Annotated in this window: 19 protein-coding genes; 7 read left to right on the forward strand and 12 right to left on the reverse strand. The window is 60.8% G+C overall.

What is annotated here, in order from left to right:
- The first annotated feature begins 62 nt into the window (after positions 1-62).
- Together AB4N48_RS16555 and AB4N48_RS16560 are read left to right on the forward strand one after the other, a co-directional pair.
- The gene (locus AB4N48_RS16555) at positions 63-1,061 is read left to right on the forward strand and encodes a sulfate ABC transporter substrate-binding protein (RefSeq protein WP_136492212.1); all 999 of its coding nucleotides are present in this window, start codon (positions 63-65) and stop codon (positions 1,059-1,061) included.
- Positions 1,062-1,228: 167 nt separating this feature from the next.
- Entirely contained in the window at positions 1,229-2,428 is a 1,200-nt protein-coding gene (locus AB4N48_RS16560; RefSeq protein WP_353188651.1) for an MFS transporter, read from the forward strand.
- A 112-nt stretch (positions 2,429-2,540) separates the two neighbouring features.
- Here the strand turns inward: AB4N48_RS16560 and AB4N48_RS16565 are convergent, their stop codons facing one another.
- On the reverse strand, positions 2,541-2,945 hold the full coding sequence (locus tag AB4N48_RS16565) for a type II toxin-antitoxin system HicB family antitoxin (RefSeq protein ID WP_016771035.1): 405 nt from the start codon (positions 2,943-2,945) through the stop codon (positions 2,541-2,543).
- Positions 2,945-3,157, reverse strand: coding sequence for a type II toxin-antitoxin system HicA family toxin (locus AB4N48_RS16570; protein ID WP_041479616.1), 213 nt, complete (start codon positions 3,155-3,157; stop codon positions 2,945-2,947). Before AB4N48_RS16570 ends, AB4N48_RS16565 begins: the two co-directional genes overlap by 1 nt.
- A gap of 184 nt (positions 3,158-3,341) precedes the next feature.
- Here AB4N48_RS16570 and AB4N48_RS16575 point away from each other — a divergent pair, with 184 nt between their 5' ends.
- Both AB4N48_RS16575 and AB4N48_RS16580 read left to right on the forward strand, forming a co-directional pair.
- On the forward strand, positions 3,342-3,809 hold the full coding sequence (locus tag AB4N48_RS16575; RefSeq protein ID WP_056783858.1) for a helix-turn-helix domain-containing protein: 468 nt from the start codon (positions 3,342-3,344) through the stop codon (positions 3,807-3,809).
- Positions 3,806-4,381 carry a PIN domain-containing protein gene (locus AB4N48_RS16580; RefSeq protein ID WP_460093979.1) on the forward strand — a complete coding sequence of 192 codons (576 nt, stop codon included), beginning with the start codon at positions 3,806-3,808 and terminating at the stop codon, positions 4,379-4,381. The genes AB4N48_RS16575 and AB4N48_RS16580 overlap by 4 nt, the downstream gene beginning before the upstream one ends.
- Before the next feature lie 44 nt (positions 4,382-4,425).
- Here the strand turns inward: AB4N48_RS16580 and AB4N48_RS16585 are convergent, their stop codons facing one another.
- The 10 genes from AB4N48_RS16585 to ccmA form a co-directional block, all read right to left on the reverse strand.
- On the reverse strand, positions 4,426-4,830 hold the full coding sequence (locus tag AB4N48_RS16585; protein ID WP_016771039.1) for a hypothetical protein: 405 nt from the start codon (positions 4,828-4,830) through the stop codon (positions 4,426-4,428).
- 25 nt (positions 4,831-4,855) lie between these two features.
- Entirely contained in the window at positions 4,856-6,055 is a 1,200-nt protein-coding gene (ccmI, locus tag AB4N48_RS16590; RefSeq protein WP_056783853.1) for a c-type cytochrome biogenesis protein CcmI, read from the reverse strand.
- A complete protein-coding gene (locus AB4N48_RS16595) occupies positions 6,052-6,522 on the reverse strand; it encodes a cytochrome c-type biogenesis protein (RefSeq protein WP_252869016.1) in 471 nt (156 codons plus the stop codon). The genes ccmI and AB4N48_RS16595 overlap by 4 nt, the downstream gene beginning before the upstream one ends.
- Positions 6,519-7,055 carry a DsbE family thiol:disulfide interchange protein gene (locus AB4N48_RS16600; protein ID WP_024012128.1) on the reverse strand — a complete coding sequence of 179 codons (537 nt, stop codon included), beginning with the start codon at positions 7,053-7,055 and terminating at the stop codon, positions 6,519-6,521. Before AB4N48_RS16600 ends, AB4N48_RS16595 begins: the two co-directional genes overlap by 4 nt.
- Entirely contained in the window at positions 7,052-9,040 is a 1,989-nt protein-coding gene (locus tag AB4N48_RS16605) for a heme lyase CcmF/NrfE family subunit (RefSeq protein ID WP_460093983.1), read from the reverse strand. The genes AB4N48_RS16600 and AB4N48_RS16605 overlap by 4 nt, the downstream gene beginning before the upstream one ends.
- A 3-nt stretch (positions 9,041-9,043) precedes the next feature.
- The gene (gene ccmE, locus AB4N48_RS16610; protein WP_056783845.1) at positions 9,044-9,499 is read right to left on the reverse strand and encodes a cytochrome c maturation protein CcmE; all 456 of its coding nucleotides are present in this window, start codon (positions 9,497-9,499) and stop codon (positions 9,044-9,046) included.
- The gene (ccmD, locus tag AB4N48_RS16615) at positions 9,496-9,672 is read right to left on the reverse strand and encodes a heme exporter protein CcmD (RefSeq protein WP_016771045.1); all 177 of its coding nucleotides are present in this window, start codon (positions 9,670-9,672) and stop codon (positions 9,496-9,498) included. Before ccmD ends, ccmE begins: the two co-directional genes overlap by 4 nt.
- On the reverse strand, positions 9,669-10,424 hold the full coding sequence (locus tag AB4N48_RS16620; protein ID WP_122506031.1) for a heme ABC transporter permease: 756 nt from the start codon (positions 10,422-10,424) through the stop codon (positions 9,669-9,671). Before AB4N48_RS16620 ends, ccmD begins: the two co-directional genes overlap by 4 nt.
- A gap of 97 nt (positions 10,425-10,521) precedes the next feature.
- Complete coding sequence (gene ccmB, locus AB4N48_RS16625) at positions 10,522-11,190, reverse strand: heme exporter protein CcmB (protein ID WP_039763615.1); 669 nt, start codon at positions 11,188-11,190, stop codon at positions 10,522-10,524.
- Entirely contained in the window at positions 11,187-11,822 is a 636-nt protein-coding gene (gene ccmA / locus AB4N48_RS16630) for a cytochrome c biogenesis heme-transporting ATPase CcmA (protein WP_073472746.1), read from the reverse strand. Before ccmA ends, ccmB begins: the two co-directional genes overlap by 4 nt.
- 197 nt (positions 11,823-12,019) lie before the next feature.
- Here ccmA and fliK point away from each other — a divergent pair, with 197 nt between their 5' ends.
- The 3 genes from fliK to AB4N48_RS16645 all read left to right on the forward strand — a co-directional run bounded on the left by fliK (position 12,020) and on the right by AB4N48_RS16645 (position 15,467).
- Complete coding sequence (gene fliK / locus AB4N48_RS16635) at positions 12,020-13,594, forward strand: flagellar hook-length control protein FliK (RefSeq protein WP_406228554.1); 1,575 nt, start codon at positions 12,020-12,022, stop codon at positions 13,592-13,594.
- On the forward strand, positions 13,591-13,920 hold the full coding sequence (locus AB4N48_RS16640; protein WP_041479625.1) for an EscU/YscU/HrcU family type III secretion system export apparatus switch protein: 330 nt from the start codon (positions 13,591-13,593) through the stop codon (positions 13,918-13,920). The genes fliK and AB4N48_RS16640 overlap by 4 nt, the downstream gene beginning before the upstream one ends.
- A 152-nt stretch (positions 13,921-14,072) precedes the next feature.
- Entirely contained in the window at positions 14,073-15,467 is a 1,395-nt protein-coding gene (locus AB4N48_RS16645; protein WP_252869013.1) for an RCC1 domain-containing protein, read from the forward strand.
- Positions 15,468-15,539: the final 72 nt, after the last annotated feature.

The following is a 15,539-nucleotide window of genomic DNA, read 5'->3' on the forward strand; positions in this document are numbered from 1 at the left end:
CTATAGTCGCTGGCAAATGGCTTCATTTTTGACAAGACACCCCACAGAACAAGGAATGCGCAGTGAAAAAACTCTTTGGCGCCTCACTTCTCGCCGCCGGCCTGGCCTTGGCCAACATCGCTCAGGCAGCACCGACGCTGCTCAACGTTTCCTACGACGTGATGCGCGATTTCTACAAGGACTACAACACTGCGTTCCAGAAGCACTGGCAAGCCGAGCACAAGGAGAACATCACCGTGCAGATGTCCTTCGGCGGCTCGAGCAAGCAGGCGCGTTCGGTGATCGACGGCCTGCCGGCTGACGTCATCACCATGAACATGGCCACCGACATCAATGCCCTCGCCGACAACGGCAAACTGGTCCCGGACAATTGGGTCACGCGCCTGCCGAACAACAGCGCACCGTTCACCTCGGCGACGGTATTCATCGTTCGCAAGGGCAACCCGAAAGCTTTGAAAGACTGGCCTGACCTGCTCAAGGATGGCGTTCAGGTGATCGTGCCCAACCCGAAAACTTCGGGTAATGGCCGCTACACCTACCTGTCAGCCTGGGGCTATGTGCTGAAAAACGGTGGCGACGAGAACAAGGCCAAGGACTTCGTCGGCAAGCTGTTCAAGCAGGCGCCGGTGCTCGACACCGGTGGCCGCGCCGCCACCACCACGTTCATGACCAACCAGATCGGCGACGTACTGGTGACCTTCGAAAACGAAGCGGAAATGATCGCCCGCGAGTTCGGTCGCGATCAGTTCGAAGTCATCTACCCGACCGTCTCAGCGGAAGCCGAGCCACCGGTTTCGGTGGTCGACAAAGTGGTCGACAAGAAAGGCTCGCGCGCTGCGGCTGATGAGTATCTGAAGTACCTGTGGTCGCCGGAAGGTCAGGAAATTGCGGCGGCCAACTACCTGCGCCCGCGTGACCCGGCGGTGCTGGCGAAGTACACCGACCGTTTCCCGAAAGTCGACTTCCTTTCGGTGGAGAAGACCTTTGGTGACTGGCGCACGGTGCAGAAAACCCACTTCAATGATGGTGGCGTGTTTGATCAGATTTATAGCGGGCAGTAAGGCTTGATCTGAAAAAATCAAAAGGCGACCCACCGGGTCGCCTTTTTGTTGCGCGGCAATACCGCTCATTACACTGCGTAATAACAGTTATCATCCGAAAACGTCTTCTGCCAGTCCACGTTGTCCATTAGCCTCAGCCCTTTCCTGTGCCCGACCCGAGATCCCCTATGACCACCACTCCTCACGCAATGACCCGAGGCATGGTCCTGCTGTTCGCGTTCTGCTGCGGCGCCATCGTTGCCAACATCTACTACGCACAGCCGATCATCGGCCTGATCGCGCCGGACATCGGCCTCTCCGACACCATGGCCAGTTTCATCGTCTCGCTGACGCAGATCGGTTACGCGTTGGGCCTGTTCTTTCTGGTGCCGCTGGGGGATCTGCTGGAGAACCGTCGGCTGATGATCATCACTACGCTGGTGGCGATCGCCAGTCTGCTTGGCGCCGCGTTCACTGAACAGCCGAACGTATTTCTGCTGATCTCGCTGCTGGTCGGCTTCAGCTCGGTGTCGGTGCAGATCCTGATTCCGCTGGCCGCGCATCTGGCGCCGGAAGAGTCCCGTGGCCGCGTGGTGGGCGGGATCATGGGCGGTTTGCTGCTGGGTATTCTGTTGGCGCGACCGGTGTCGAGTGTGGTCGCCGATCACCTCGGCTGGCGCGCCATGTTCATGATCGCCGCAGCGTTGATGGCGGCAATCAGCGTGGTGCTGGCACTGACCGTGCCCAAGCGCCAGCCCGATCACAGCGCAACTTATGGCCAATTGATCGGCTCGCTGTGGACGCTGCTGCGCCAGCAACCGGTGCTGCGTCAGCGGGCGTTTTATCAGGGCTGCATGTTCGCCACGTTCAGCCTGTTCTGGACCGCCGTGCCGCTGGAGCTGGCACGCAACCATGGCCTGTCGCAAAGCGAAATTGCGATCTTCGCTCTGGTGGGCGCGATCGGTGCCATCGCCGCGCCAATCAGCGGCCGCCTCGCTGATGCCGGTCACACACGCATCGCCTCGCTGCTGGCCATGCTCTTCGCCAGCCTGAGCTTCCTGCCCGCCTTCATTCACCCGGCCTACAGCGTCATCGGCCTGGCCGTGACCGGCGTGGTGCTGGACTTCTGCGTGCAGATGAACATGGTCCTGGGCCAACGCGCGGTGTACTCGCTGGACGCGAAAAGTCGTGGCCGTTTGAACGCGCTGTACATGACCAGCATCTTCATCGGCGGCGCGTTCGGCTCGTCGGTGGCCAGCGCGGTGTACGAGCATGGCGGCTGGTTGTGGATCGTGATTGTCGGCAGCGTGTTTCCGTTGCTGGCGTTGTTGCGGTTTCTGAGTGCATCGCAAAACGCTGCGCTGGCGCAGCGAAAAGTCGCGTCCTGACGCGATGTCATAGTGGGAGCGAGCCTGCTCGCGAAGGCGGTGTGTCAGCCATAGATCAGTGCCTGACCTGACGCCTTCGCGAGCAGGCTCGCTCCCACAATTGCGCAGACCCTCAATACCGAACCAGTTTCTCCATCGCCGCATCCGCCAGAAACGAGGAGCGGCTTTTGACGTTGTGCTCGCGTACATAGCGATCAATACGCTGAATCACATAGCCGGGCAGCGTAACGTTGACCTTTTCGGTCTTGCCCAGGTACGGCGAGATATCCAGCTCCAGCATGCCCCAGCCCATCTCGGCAAAATCCGGATGATTGCGATGCGCCGCTGCCGAGGTCGGCATCGGAATCGCCTGACCGGCCGCCGCGATCTCCTGCAGCATGAGGTGAGCCACTTCCACGGCCGCGTTGTAGGCCTCCTCAAAGCTGTCCCCGGCCGTGACTGCGCCGGGAATATCGGGGATCTGAATGCCGATGGCAGTGTTCTCGTCACCCCACTCGATGCAGATGGGATATTGCATTACGGATCTCCTTCATGACGGGTTGGCGGGCTGAATAACCCCGCGCGCCGCCGAATGCTTTTGACTGTCCCCAGCGGTAAATCCTTTTTCGGATGCGGGACGGCAATCGTGTTCGGGTTGTAACGATGAGTGAAGATGTAATGACTGCCCGCAACCCGATCCAGCGTCCAGCCCGCCTCCTCCAGCTCCTTCATCAATAGCCTGCTCTGCACCAACCGCCTCCTTGGCCTGGCCCATTAAAAATAACTCTAGAGTTATCTTTACTCAAGCACAGAATGGGACGGGGTGATGGTTGGTAGTTTTACAAAGTATTCCTGCACCAGTTTCGTTTATTGCGAATTTCGTTTAATTCGAATAACGTCGACACATCCTTCCATAGAATGCTGGAACAGTCTTATGACCACCGCTACTCCATCTGCCATCAATCTGCCTGTCGAACGAGAGGTCAAAGCCGCGATTGCAGGCCAGCGCGCCCTGAGCGCCTTCCTCACAACCGCTTTTGAAACTCAGCGAATCCAGATTTTTGATGAACAGAACGAAGCCCACAGCGTCGAGCTGCCAACATCGGCGTTGCGCTTGCTGAGCGATATCCTCGCGGCGCTGGCGCAGGGCAACGCTGTGAAGGTGGTACCGATCCACGCGGAACTGACCACGCAGGAAGCTGCCGATCTGCTCAACGTCTCACGTCCGCACATGATCAAACTGCTGGAGAGCGGTGAGATTTCCTACCACAAAACAGGCAAGCACCGACGTGTGCGTTTTGCTGATCTGATGGAATATAAAACCCGGCGAGACACCGCCAGCGAGCAGGCAATGATGCTTCTCGCGGAGCAGGCACAGGCGCTAAGGACAGGATACGAGTGAGGCATTCCTCTTTCACTGCTGTATACGATGCATGCGTTTTATATCCGGCCCCTTTAAGAGATTTCCTGATGTGGCTCGCGTTGTCAGGGCTGTATCGGGCTCGCTGGACTCAGGAAATACACCACGAATGGAAGCGTAACTTATTGAAGAACAGGTCCGACCTGACCCTCGAACAACTCGATCGCACATCGCAATTGATGGACCTGGCCATTCCAGACGCGTGTATCGATGGCTATGAAGACTTGGTGTCAGGCCTGACACTGCCTGCTGAGAACGACCGCTATGTTCTAGCGGCCGCAATCCGATGCGGTGCCGATGTAATAGTGACGTTCAACCTGAAAGATTTCCCCACCCGTCACCTCGCGCCATACGGCATTGAAGCTCAGTACCCGGATGAGTTTGTGGAAAACCTTTTCCATCTTGATTCGGCTGCCGTCGTCGCTGCGGCTCAAAGCCAGCGACGGCAATTGAAAACGCCCAATGTGGAGGTGGACAAATATCTCGGCTTTCTCCAACGGCAAGGATTGGTCGAGTCGGTAAAGGCGTTAGGTCACTATCGTGCGATTCTCTGAGAATCAGACGCAAAAAAACGGCGATCCCAGGATCGCCGTTTCTCTTACTGCCCGAATTTCTTGCCCAACCCCGGCGGGACGCCGTGGATGTTGGTGTCTTCCCACGGGCCGTTGGGGCTGACCGAGCGGCTCCAGCCGTTGTTCCAGCGGTAGTAGGTGCGCTGGCGGTAGAAGGTGTTGGTCTGGTCGTCGAGCACGTAGACGCCGAGCTTCTGGTCCCAGTGGCTGTTGCCGCCCGGTGGCGGGGCGAAGCTGGCCGAGGTGCGGGGCACGGGCTTGGCGGGTTTGGCCGGGATGCTCTTGCCGGGGCTCGGCGAGGTCGACGGGGTCGGGCTTGGCTGCGAGGGCGGGATTGGCGGCAGGCTGGTGGTCGGTTCCGGGCGTTGTACCGCACATGCACTCAAGCCCAGGGCCAGTGTGAGGACTGTGATGCGGGCGATGGTGTGCATGGCGGTGCTTTCCTGTTGGGTCCGGTTACTTGTCCGGGCTGTCGATAGTCAGTTTTTGTGGCGCGGTGGTGCTGCTGGCCACTGGGCCGCTGCGACCGATCCACTCACCGGCAGTCGGTTGACCGGCCCGTGAGATGCGCGCAACCAGTTGGACTTCAGGGAAGTTGGACAGTTTCAACTGCGGCATCATTGCGTCGGCATCGCCCAGTTCGACGGTCACCGGCAGGTCAGCCACGGTCAGACGTTTGGCCGCCAGCGGCGCCGGTGGGCCTGAAGTGGCGCGGGCGAAGATGAACACGCTGTCGCCCGGTTGCACCTTGCTCCTGAGTTCGCTGGCCAGATCAACGCTGACTGTCAGCAATGCCGCTTTCGGCGCCGGTGCCTGGGCAACTTTGCCGCCGCTGGCTTTCAAGCGTTCGGCGGCACGCTCGATGCCGCCTTGCAGCGCAGCGCGAGAGTTGTCATCCGGCGGCAGTTGCGCGAGCAGGCGATTCCAGTAGTCGATGGCCTCCTGATAACGCTCGCCTTCGAACGCGGCGATGCCGAGCAGGCCGAGGCTGGTAACTTCCTTCGGATCGGCCTTCAGCGCTTCGTCGGTCAGTTTCTGAATCTGCTCCGACCACTTTTTACCGTCAGCAAAATACTGCGCCTGCGCCCACTGGCCGAGCAGTTCCGGCTGGCGACCGGCGAGGTTGGCGGCGCGTTCGAACATCTTCGCCGCGTCTGCCGGACGGTCTTGAGCCATGTAGGTACGGCCGAGGAAATACAGACCTTCGGCGGAATCCGGTTGTGCGGCGACCGCACGCTCCAGACGCTGGGTCATCTCTTCCATCGACTGTGGTGCCTGAGCGAATTCGCGGGTCAGTTCGACCTTGTCGGCGGCGCCGAAATGCAGGTACAGACCGAGACCCAGCACCGGTACCAACACGGCGGCCAGCAGCGGCAACGGCTTGCCCAGGCGGGAGACACGCGGTGCGGTGACGCCTTCGGTGTCCGCGAGCAATTCACGCGCGGCTTCTGCGCGGCCGCTGTCCAGTTGCGCGGCGTCGAGCACGCCTTCGGCCTGCTGCGCTTGCAGCTCGGCAACCCGTTCCTGGTACAGCGCGACGTTCAACGCGGTGCGATCTTCTTCCCGCTGAGCGCGGCGTTCGCGCAGTACCGGGATCAGCAGAAAACTCAGGGCGACCAGAAGCAACAGCCCTGCGGCAAGCCAGAAATCAATCATTCTTGGTTTTTATCCAACAGTTGGTCGAGGCGCTGACGTTCTTCGGCAGACAGCGATGACGGCGTTTCGGCGCGTTGCCCGCGACGCCTGCGCACGATCAGCGCGATCACCACGAAACCACCGAGCAGCAGAGCGGCCGGGCCGAACCACAGCAGCGCAGTCTTGGCATTGAGCGCCGGTTTGTAGCGGACGAAATCACCGTAGCGATCGACCATGAAGTCGATGATCTGCTGATTGTCCTTGCCCTCGCCGAGCATGCGGAAAATCTCTTTGCGCAGGTCGGCGGCAATCGGTGCGTTGGAGTCGGCGATGTCCTGGTTCTGGCATTTGGGGCAGCGCAGTTCCTTGGTCAGCTCGCGGAAACGCTCGCGGTCGCCCTCTTTGGCAAATTCGTAGGTGTCGATGGCCGCATGGGCGACACCGGCCAGGCTCAAACCCAACACGACCGCAGCGAGAAAACGCTTCATGGCTTGGCCTCATCGACCAGCGCCTGATACTTGGCCGCGAGTTTTTCGCGCCAGACCTGCTCGTCGATCACCCCGACGAACTTGTCGCGGATGATGCCTTTGGCGTCGATAAAGAAGGTTTCCGGCGCGCCGTAGACACCGAGGTTGAGGCCCAGCGAACCCTCGTCGTCACGAATATCCAGCGCATACGGATTGTGGAACTCGGCCAGCCATTTCAAGGCGTCGGCATTGGTGTCCTTGTAGTTGATGCCGTAGATCACCACGCCGCGCTCGGCAAGTTTGTTCAGCACCGGATGCTCGACCCGGCAGGAAATGCACCAGGTGCCCCAGACATTGACCAGCGCCGGTTTGCCGAGGATGTCGGCCTTGGTCAGCGTCTTGTCACCCTGCACACTCGGCAGGGAAAACTCCGGGAACGGCTTGTCGATCATCGCCGACGGCAGCTCCGCCGGATCCAGGTACAAGCCGCGATAGAGAAACACCGCCACCAGCAGAAAAATCGCCAACGGCAACAACATCAACCAACGCCTCATGCCGCCGCTCCCGTCATGCCCAGCGCTTCGCGCACTTTGCTTTTCACCTTGACCCGATAACGCCGATCCAGCGCCGCCAGCAAACCACCCAATCCGGTGAGCAAGCCGCCGAACCAGATCCAGCGCACGAACGGTTTGACGTGAACGCGCACGGCCCAGGCGCCGTTATCCAGCGGCTCGCCGAGGGCGACGTAGAGATCGCGAGTGAAACCGGCATCGATCCCGGCTTCGGTCATCACCGAGTTCTGCACGGTGTACAGACGTTTTTCCGGGTGCAGCACGCTGATTTCCTCGCCGTCGCGAATGACGCGGATGGTGCCTTTGTCCGAGGTGAAATTCGGCCCTTCGAAATGCTTGGCGCCCTCGAAGACGAATTGATAGCCGGCCAGATCCATCGACTCGCCCGGCGCCAGACGCAGGTCGCGTTCGGCACTGTTCTGGCTCGACAACACCACGCCCAGCGCGCACACGGCGATGCCGAGGTGGGCGATCTGCATGCCCCAATAACTGCGGGTCAGCGTCGGCAAACCGTTGATCAGGCCTTTGTGCCGAGTCTTGTCGAACAGATCGCGCACACCGGCAAGCAACACCCACGCCGCCAACAGGAACGTCGCGATCACTGCCCAGTTAAAGTCGCCATAAGCCACGCCGGCCACCACGGCCAATGCGACGCTGCCGAGCAGCACCGGAGTGAGCATGCTCGCCAGCCATTTCACTGGCGTGTCCTTCCAGCGCACGATCACGCCGATCGCCATGACCAGCATCAGCAACGCCATCAACGGAATGAACAGCGCATTGAAGTAAGGCGGGCCAACCGACAGTTTGGCGCCGCTGATGGCATCAAGAATCAGCGGATACAAAGTGCCAAGGAGGATCATCGATGCAGCGACAACCAACACCAGGTTGTTGCCCAGCAGCAAGGTTTCCCGTGACCAAAGATTGAACCCGACCTGGCTTTTCACCACTGGCGCGCGCAGGGCGAAAAGGGTCAGCGAACCGCCCACCACGAACAGCAGGAAAATCAGGATGAACACACCGCGCTCGGGATCCGAAGCGAAGGCATGCACCGAAGTCAGCACGCCCGAGCGGACGAGGAAAGTGCCGAGCAGGCTCAACGAGAACGCGGCGATCGCCAGCAACACCGTCCAGCTCTTGAACACGCCGCGTTTCTCGGTGACCGCCAACGAGTGAATCAACGCGGTGCCGACCAGCCATGGCATGAACGAGGCATTTTCCACCGGGTCCCAGAACCACCAGCCGCCCCAGCCGAGTTCGTAATACGCCCACCACGAACCGAGGGTGATGCCGATGCCGAGGAAGGCCCAGGCGACGATGGTCCATGGCCGCGACCAGCGCGCCCACGCCGCATCGAGACGCCCGCCGAGCAGCGCGGCGATGGCAAATGCGAAGGCCACAGAGAAACCGACGTAACCCATGTACAGCATCGGCGGATGCACGATCAGGCCAATGTCCTGCAGCAACGGGTTGAGGTCGCGACCGTCTGCGGGAATCTGTGGCAGGATCCGCGAAAACGGGTTCGAGGTAAGAATCAGGAACAGCAGGAAACCGGTGCTGATCATGCCCATCACCGCCAGGACGCGGGCGAGCATGACTTGCGGCAACTGCCGGGAGAACACCGACACGGCGAAGGTCCAGCCGCCGAGGATCAACGCCCACAGCAGCAGGGAACCTTCGTGGGCGCCCCACACCGCGCTGAATTTGTAGTACCAGGGCAGCGCGCTGTTGGAGTTCATCGCCACGTAGCCGACGGAGAAATCGTCGGTCATGAACGCATAGGTCAGGCAGCCAAAGGCAAACAGCAGAAAGGCAAACTGGCCCCACGCCGCCGGTTGCGCCAGGCTCATCCACAAGCGGTCGCCGCGCCACGCGCCGAGCATCGGCACCAGCGCTTGGACGAGTGCAAAACACAGCGCGAGGATCATCGCCAGATGGCCCAGTTCGGGAATAAACAGTGCGGCGGCCATTGATCAACCCTCCTTCACAGGCGTCGGCGCGGATTGACCGCTATCTTTCAGCGCTTTGGTCACTTCCGGCGGCATGTACTTCTCGTCGTGCTTGGCCAGCACTTCATCGGCGACCACCACGCCATCGGCGTTGAGCTTGCCGAGGGCGACGATGCCCTGCCCTTCGCGGAACAGATCCGGGAGGATGCCGCGATAGGCGATGGTCACGGATTTGTTGAAGTCGGTGACGACGAATTTGACGTCCAGCGAATCCTTGGAGCGTTGCAGCGAACCGGCCTCGACCATGCCGCCGGCGCGGATGCGCGTGTCCTGCGGCGCATCGCCGTTGGCGATCTGCGTCGGCGTGTAAAACAGATTGATGTTTTCCTGCAACGCGCTCAGGGCCAGGCCGACAGCAGCGCCCACTCCGACCAGAATCGCCAGAATGATGATCAGACGTTTTTTGCGCAGCGCATTCACTTGCCGTTCTCCCGGCGCAGACGACGCGCCTCTTGTTGCAGATAACGCTTACGCGCCGCAATCGGCGCCACTACGTTGAGGGCCAGCACCGCCAGACAGATGCCGTAGGCCGACCAGACATACAGGCCGTGATGGCCCATGGCGAGAAAATCGCCGAATGAAGCAAAACTCATCGTGCTGCCTCCAGACTCTGCTGCACTTCGGCTTTCACCCAACTGGCGCGGGCCTCGCGTTTGAGCACTTCCAGACGCATGCGCAGCAACAGCACAGCACCGAAGAAGCAGTAGAAACCCAGCACCGTCAGCAGCAGCGGCAGCCACATTTCCGCTGGCATCGCCGGTTTTTCCGTAAGTGTGAACGTCGCGCCCTGGTGCAGGGTGTTCCACCACTCCACCGAGTATTTGATGATCGGAATGTTGATCACGCCAACGATCGCCAGCACCGCGCAGGCCTTGGCGGCGCTGTCGCGGTTGCTGATGGCATTGCCCAGCGCGATCACACCGAAATACAGAAACAGCAGAATCAGCATCGAGGTCAGGCGCGCATCCCACACCCACCACGAGCCCCAGGTCGGTTTGCCCCAGATGGCCCCGGTGACCAGCGCCACGGCGGTCATCCACGCACCGATTGGTGCGGCGCATTGCAGGGCGACGTCGGCCAGTTTCATCTTCCACACCAGCCCGACCACGCCGCAGACAGCGAGCATCACGTAGATCGACTGGGCGAGCATCGCCGCTGGCACGTGAATATAGATGATGCGAAAGCTGTTGCCTTGCTGGTAATCCGGCGGCGCGAACGCCAGGCCCCAGACCACGCCAACGCCGATCAGCAGCAACGCTGCAATGCTCAACCACGGCAGGAACTTGCCGCTGATGCCGTAGAACCACTTGGGCGAGCCGAGCTTGTGAAACCAGGTCCAGTTCATACTGTTTCCATCACGGTTGCCGCTCATCATCGCGAGCTGGCAGAGGGTCATGCCTTTCTTCTGGAAGAAGTGGTCAATTTTTGACCAGGCCTCATTATTATTCGCCGACGCTGATCTTCAGGCCAGCGGCTATTGCAAAGGGTGTCAGGGTGATCGCCAGCGCTGTAAGGCTGGCCATCCACAACAGGTATCCGGTCGCCGGCATGCCTTGCAGCGCCGCTTGCAACGCGCCGCTGCCTAGGATCAACACCGGGATGTACAACGGCAGAATCAGCAGCGCGAGCAACAGCCCGCCGCGCTTCAGGCCGACCGTCAGCGCCGCCCCGACTGCACCGAGCAGGCTCAACACCGGCGTGCCCAACAGCAACGACAGCAGCAGCACCGGCAGGCACGCGGCCGGCAAACCGAGCATCAGCGCCAGCAACGGCGACAGCAGCACCAGCGCCAGACCGGAGAACAGCCAGTGTGCCAGCACCTTGGCCAAGACCAGAAGCGGCAGCGGGTGCGACGAAAGGACCCACTGTTCCAGCGAGCCGTCTTCGAAGTCACTGCGAAACAATCCGTCCAGCGACAGCAGGACCGACAACAACGCCGCCACCCAGACTAACCCCGGGGACAGGTTTTGCAAGACTTGAGTTTCCGGGCCGACGGCCAGCGGGAAAAGGGCAATGACGATGGCAAAGAAAATCAGCGGATTGGCCAGCTCCGCCGGGCGGCGGAACAGCAGTCGCGATTCGCGGGCAAGCAGCAGGCCGAAGACACTCATACCGCCCATTTCCCCAGATCGATGTCGCGATAACCGGCCGGCATGCGGCTCAGGGTGTGGTGGGTGGTCAGCACCACCAGACCGCCGCGTTCGCAGTGGCCGGCCAGATGCTCTTCCAACTGAGCGACACCCTGCTTGTCCAGCGCGGTGAAAGGTTCATCGAGAATCCACAACGGCGGGCTGTCCAGATACAACCGCGCCAGCGCCACACGGCGCTGTTGACCGGCGGAAAGGCTGTGGCAGGGAACGTCTTCGAAACCGCGCAATCCTACCGCTGCCAGCGCCTGCCAGATCGCCTCGCGTTCGGCGGGATGATGCAGGGCGCACAGCCACGACAGGTTTTCTTCGGGAGTGAGCAGATCCTTGATCCCGGCGGCGTGGCCGATCCACAACAGGTTTCGCGCCAGTTCGCTGCGTTGCTCGGTCAGCGGCTGACCGTTGAGCAGCACCTGGCCGTCGGTGGGTTGCATCAAACCGGCGAGCAGACGTAAAAGACTGGTCTTGCCGCTGCCGTTGGGGCCGCTGATCTGCACCATGTCACCACTGGCCAGGCGCAATTCGAGGTTTTCGAAAAGCAGCCTGAGATCGCGTTCACACGCCAGGGCAACGGTTTGCAGGACAGGACTGGTCAAGGGATCACGGGCCTTATACGGTTCAAGTCGGCTCTAGAGCGGCCGTTAAAGAGATGCAGCATAGATGCTTTGATCGCTCGATCTGGCGAGCTGGATCAAACAATTGCCAGGTTTTTTGAACGAAGCGCACGACGCGCGGCATTATACATGCCGTGCCTTACTCTCAAGAGCGCAATTTCCTCAGGTTGTGTCCGCGTATGACAGGCGAAATGAACATCCTCCCGCTGCCGCCCACCGTGCCGGCGAGCGCTCGCCCGCAGATGGGTGAACTGCTCAAGCTGCTGACGCCGGTCGAGGGCTTGATCGGCGCGGGACAAAGCGCCAAGGCTGAGGTGTTGTCGCTCAAGCAGGCCGATCAGACCTTTGAATTGCTGTTGAAAGTGACCCTCGACAGCGGCCGTCAGACCACCGTGCAGGCCAGCAGCAACCTGCCGTTGCCACAGGGCACCAACCTGGCGATCACTCAGCCATCGGCCGGTAATCTGGCGATCACCGTACAGCAAGCGATCGCCAGCAGCGTCGCCACCCTCACCCGCATCGATACCGCGCAATTGCCCGCCGGCACCTTGCTGCAAGGCAAAGTCGTGACTTCGCAGGCCCTGCCGCAGACGCCGGGGCAAGCGGCGGTATTTCGCTCGATGGTCACCCTGCTCAACACCGCATTGAGCGGCAGCACTTTGACCGTCGACAGCCCGCAACCGCTGCGCATCGGCACCTTGTTGTCGGCGCAGGTGCAGGATGCGCAAACCCTCAAATTCGTGCCGCTGAGCAGCCGCCAGGAACAACTGGCGGTCAGTCAGCAATTGCTCGGTCAGCAAAGTCGTCAGGGCTCGCTCGATGGCTTGCTGAAGTTGTTGCAGAGCCTGCCGCCATCCAGCGATCAGACTTCGGCCGATCTGCGCGCGCTGGTCAACAAGCTGCTTGCCAGCCTGCCGGACCTGCCGCAAATGAGCACCGCCAAAGGCGTGGCGCTGGCATTGGCCAACAGCGGCGCGTTCCTCGAAGCGAAATTGCTCAGCGGACAAAACCCGACTCTCGCCCCGGACATGAAAGCCGACCTGCTCAAGCTGATCGCGCAACTGACCCCGGGCCTGCCGAGCAACACCAATTTCAATGCAATCATCGCCGCCAATACCCTGGCCCAGGCGCTGCCGAGTTTCGTCCGGAACGCCCTCGGCACCCTCGGCCAGGTCAGCGCCAAACCGGTGCCGAGCAGCTTCCCGTTGCCCGAACGACTGCTGGCGAAACTGGAAGGCGAAGGTGATCTCGAACAACTGCTGCGCCTCGCCGCCGCAGCGGTGTCGCGTCTGCAAAGCCATCAGTTGTCGAGCCTGGAACAGACCGGCGTCACCGACGATGGCCGCCTGCTCAGCACCTGGCAGCTGGAAATCCCCATGCGCAACCTGCAGGACATCGTGCCGCTGCAGGTCAAATTCCAGCGTGAAGAAGCGCCGGAGCGCGAACCGCAGCCCCACGAGCGCCGCGATGAGCGCGAAGCCAAACAGCAACTGTGGCGCGTCGATCTGGCCTTCGATCTGGAACCGCTCGGGCCAATGCAGATTCAGGCGCAACTGATCGCCGGCAGCCTGTCCAGTCAGCTGTGGGCCGAGCGGCCGTACACCGCCGACCTGATCGAGAACAATCTGTTTGCCTTGCGCCAGCGCTTGCTCGATTCCGGGCTCAACGTCGGCGACCTCGACTGCCACCACGGCACCCCGCCGCAAGGCAACCAAACCCGCCTCGAACACCGCTGGGTCGACGAAACCGCATGAACGATTCCACCGCCCCACGCCAGGCCATCGCCCTCAAGTATGACGGCAACCACGCCCCGACCCTCACCGCCAAGGGCGACGAGGAACTGGCCGAAGAAATCCTGCGTATCGCTCGCGATTACGAAGTGCCGATCTACGAGAACGCCGAACTGGTGCGCCTGCTGGCGCGGATGGAACTGGGCGACAGCATTCCCGAAGAGCTCTATCGCACCATTGCCGAGATCATCGCGTTTGCCTGGAACCTGAAGGGCAAATTCCCCGAAGGACAAGACCCGAACGCGCCGATGGTCGAGAAGGACATCACCGCGCGCGGGGATGACTACTGAGCCGCAGTCGCAGTCTCTTCTGCGCCCTGCCATATACCGTTTGTCGCTACTGTCAGGTCTGACAGTAGCGCATGCCCGATCCCGCAGCGCTTGATTACGGACCAGACCTGACCAGGTTGCCCGCAGGTCCACAATCTTGAGGGATTGATTCCATGCCAAACGAGAAAGATGAATTGCCCCTGAAGATAAACGCTGAAGGCGGACTGCTGGTCATGGGCGCACGCGGCAATCGGGGTGGTCTTGGCAACTTCTACACGCGCAGCTGGCGACTTGTAGCGCTGGACGCCTCAACGCTCAAACCGTTGAACGTCACGTGGCAGTATGTTGGAGACAAGCAGCCAGCCACTGGTAGCGAATTTTTCGATGTCCGGCCTTATGAGGAACTGGTCGTCTGGTCGGGCAAGAAACGGATAACCCTGAACCCGTCAAACATTATCGGTACATCATTCGCCCTGTGCGCTGTTTTGGACAGCCGGGCAGTCCATGCATGGGGTCACGTCGATGGCGGCGGCACTTTGCCGGAACCGGTAAGAGAAGCGCACGACGTCGTAGAGTTGTCGGCGGGGATGAGAGCCTTTGCGATTCGGCGCGCGCAAGGCAATGTCCTCGCTTGGGGACTTCAGCCCAGCGGGACCGTCCCCGAAGATATCGCACAGCTGAATACGGTTGTCGCGGTGTCGGGAAGCACTTATGTTTTCGTAGCCCTTCTTGAATCGCGCAAGCTTGTCGCATGGGGCATGCCCGAGATGGGAGGCGCACTTCCGCCCGAAATCGCCGATTTGACCGATATCATGCAAGCGTCGGGTGGCCAGTATGGTTTCGCCGCGCTGCGCAGCACTGGCAACGTCGTCTGTTGGGGCTATCATGACCATTCAGCGCAGTTGCCGGACGATATCGCGTTGCTCACCGACATAACCAGACTGGCTTGCTCGACTCATGCTTTCGCAGTACTGAGCGGCAATGGCCAAGTGCGCGCATGGGGGCATGAATCGCTTGGAGGCCAAGTGCCGTCGGACATCGCAGCGCTTAGAGATATCGTCGACCTGGCCAGTAACAGCTCAGCCTTTGCAGCACGCAGAAGCAATGGCGCACTGGTCGTATGGGGACATATGCCGGCCATGCCAGAAGAGATTGCCAGTCGCAACGACATCGTCCACGTCATAGGCTCCGGATCCGGATTTGTCGTGCTGTGCGGGGATGGCTCAGTGCACGCTTGGGCTACCCTCCCCAGCGATATCGTTGACATTCCGCCAGACATTCGCCAGTTGAGAGACATTGTCGCCATTAATGCCAACCAAGACGCGGTCGTAGCATTGCGCAGCAACGGCGTGGCAGTTGCGTGGGGAAGAGAGAACGGCGGCGGCGATACCAGCGCAGTTGCCCATTTGCTCACTGACGTGCGTGCTGTGTACGGAGGAGGCGATACCTTCGTGGCACTCAGGGCAGATCGTCGGGTAGTGGCCTGGGGCAACGCCGACTTCGGCGGTAACGGTGAGCAGAAAGCCCTGTATCAACTGATCAGTTACACAAAAACTCCGGCGAGCTGATGCGGACAACTGCGGATCGCTATGCCTGCGATGCAATCGAGAAAAAAGATCGCAGCCTTCGACACCGCTTAC

Source organism: Pseudomonas sp. S2_C11 (assembly GCF_054668395.1).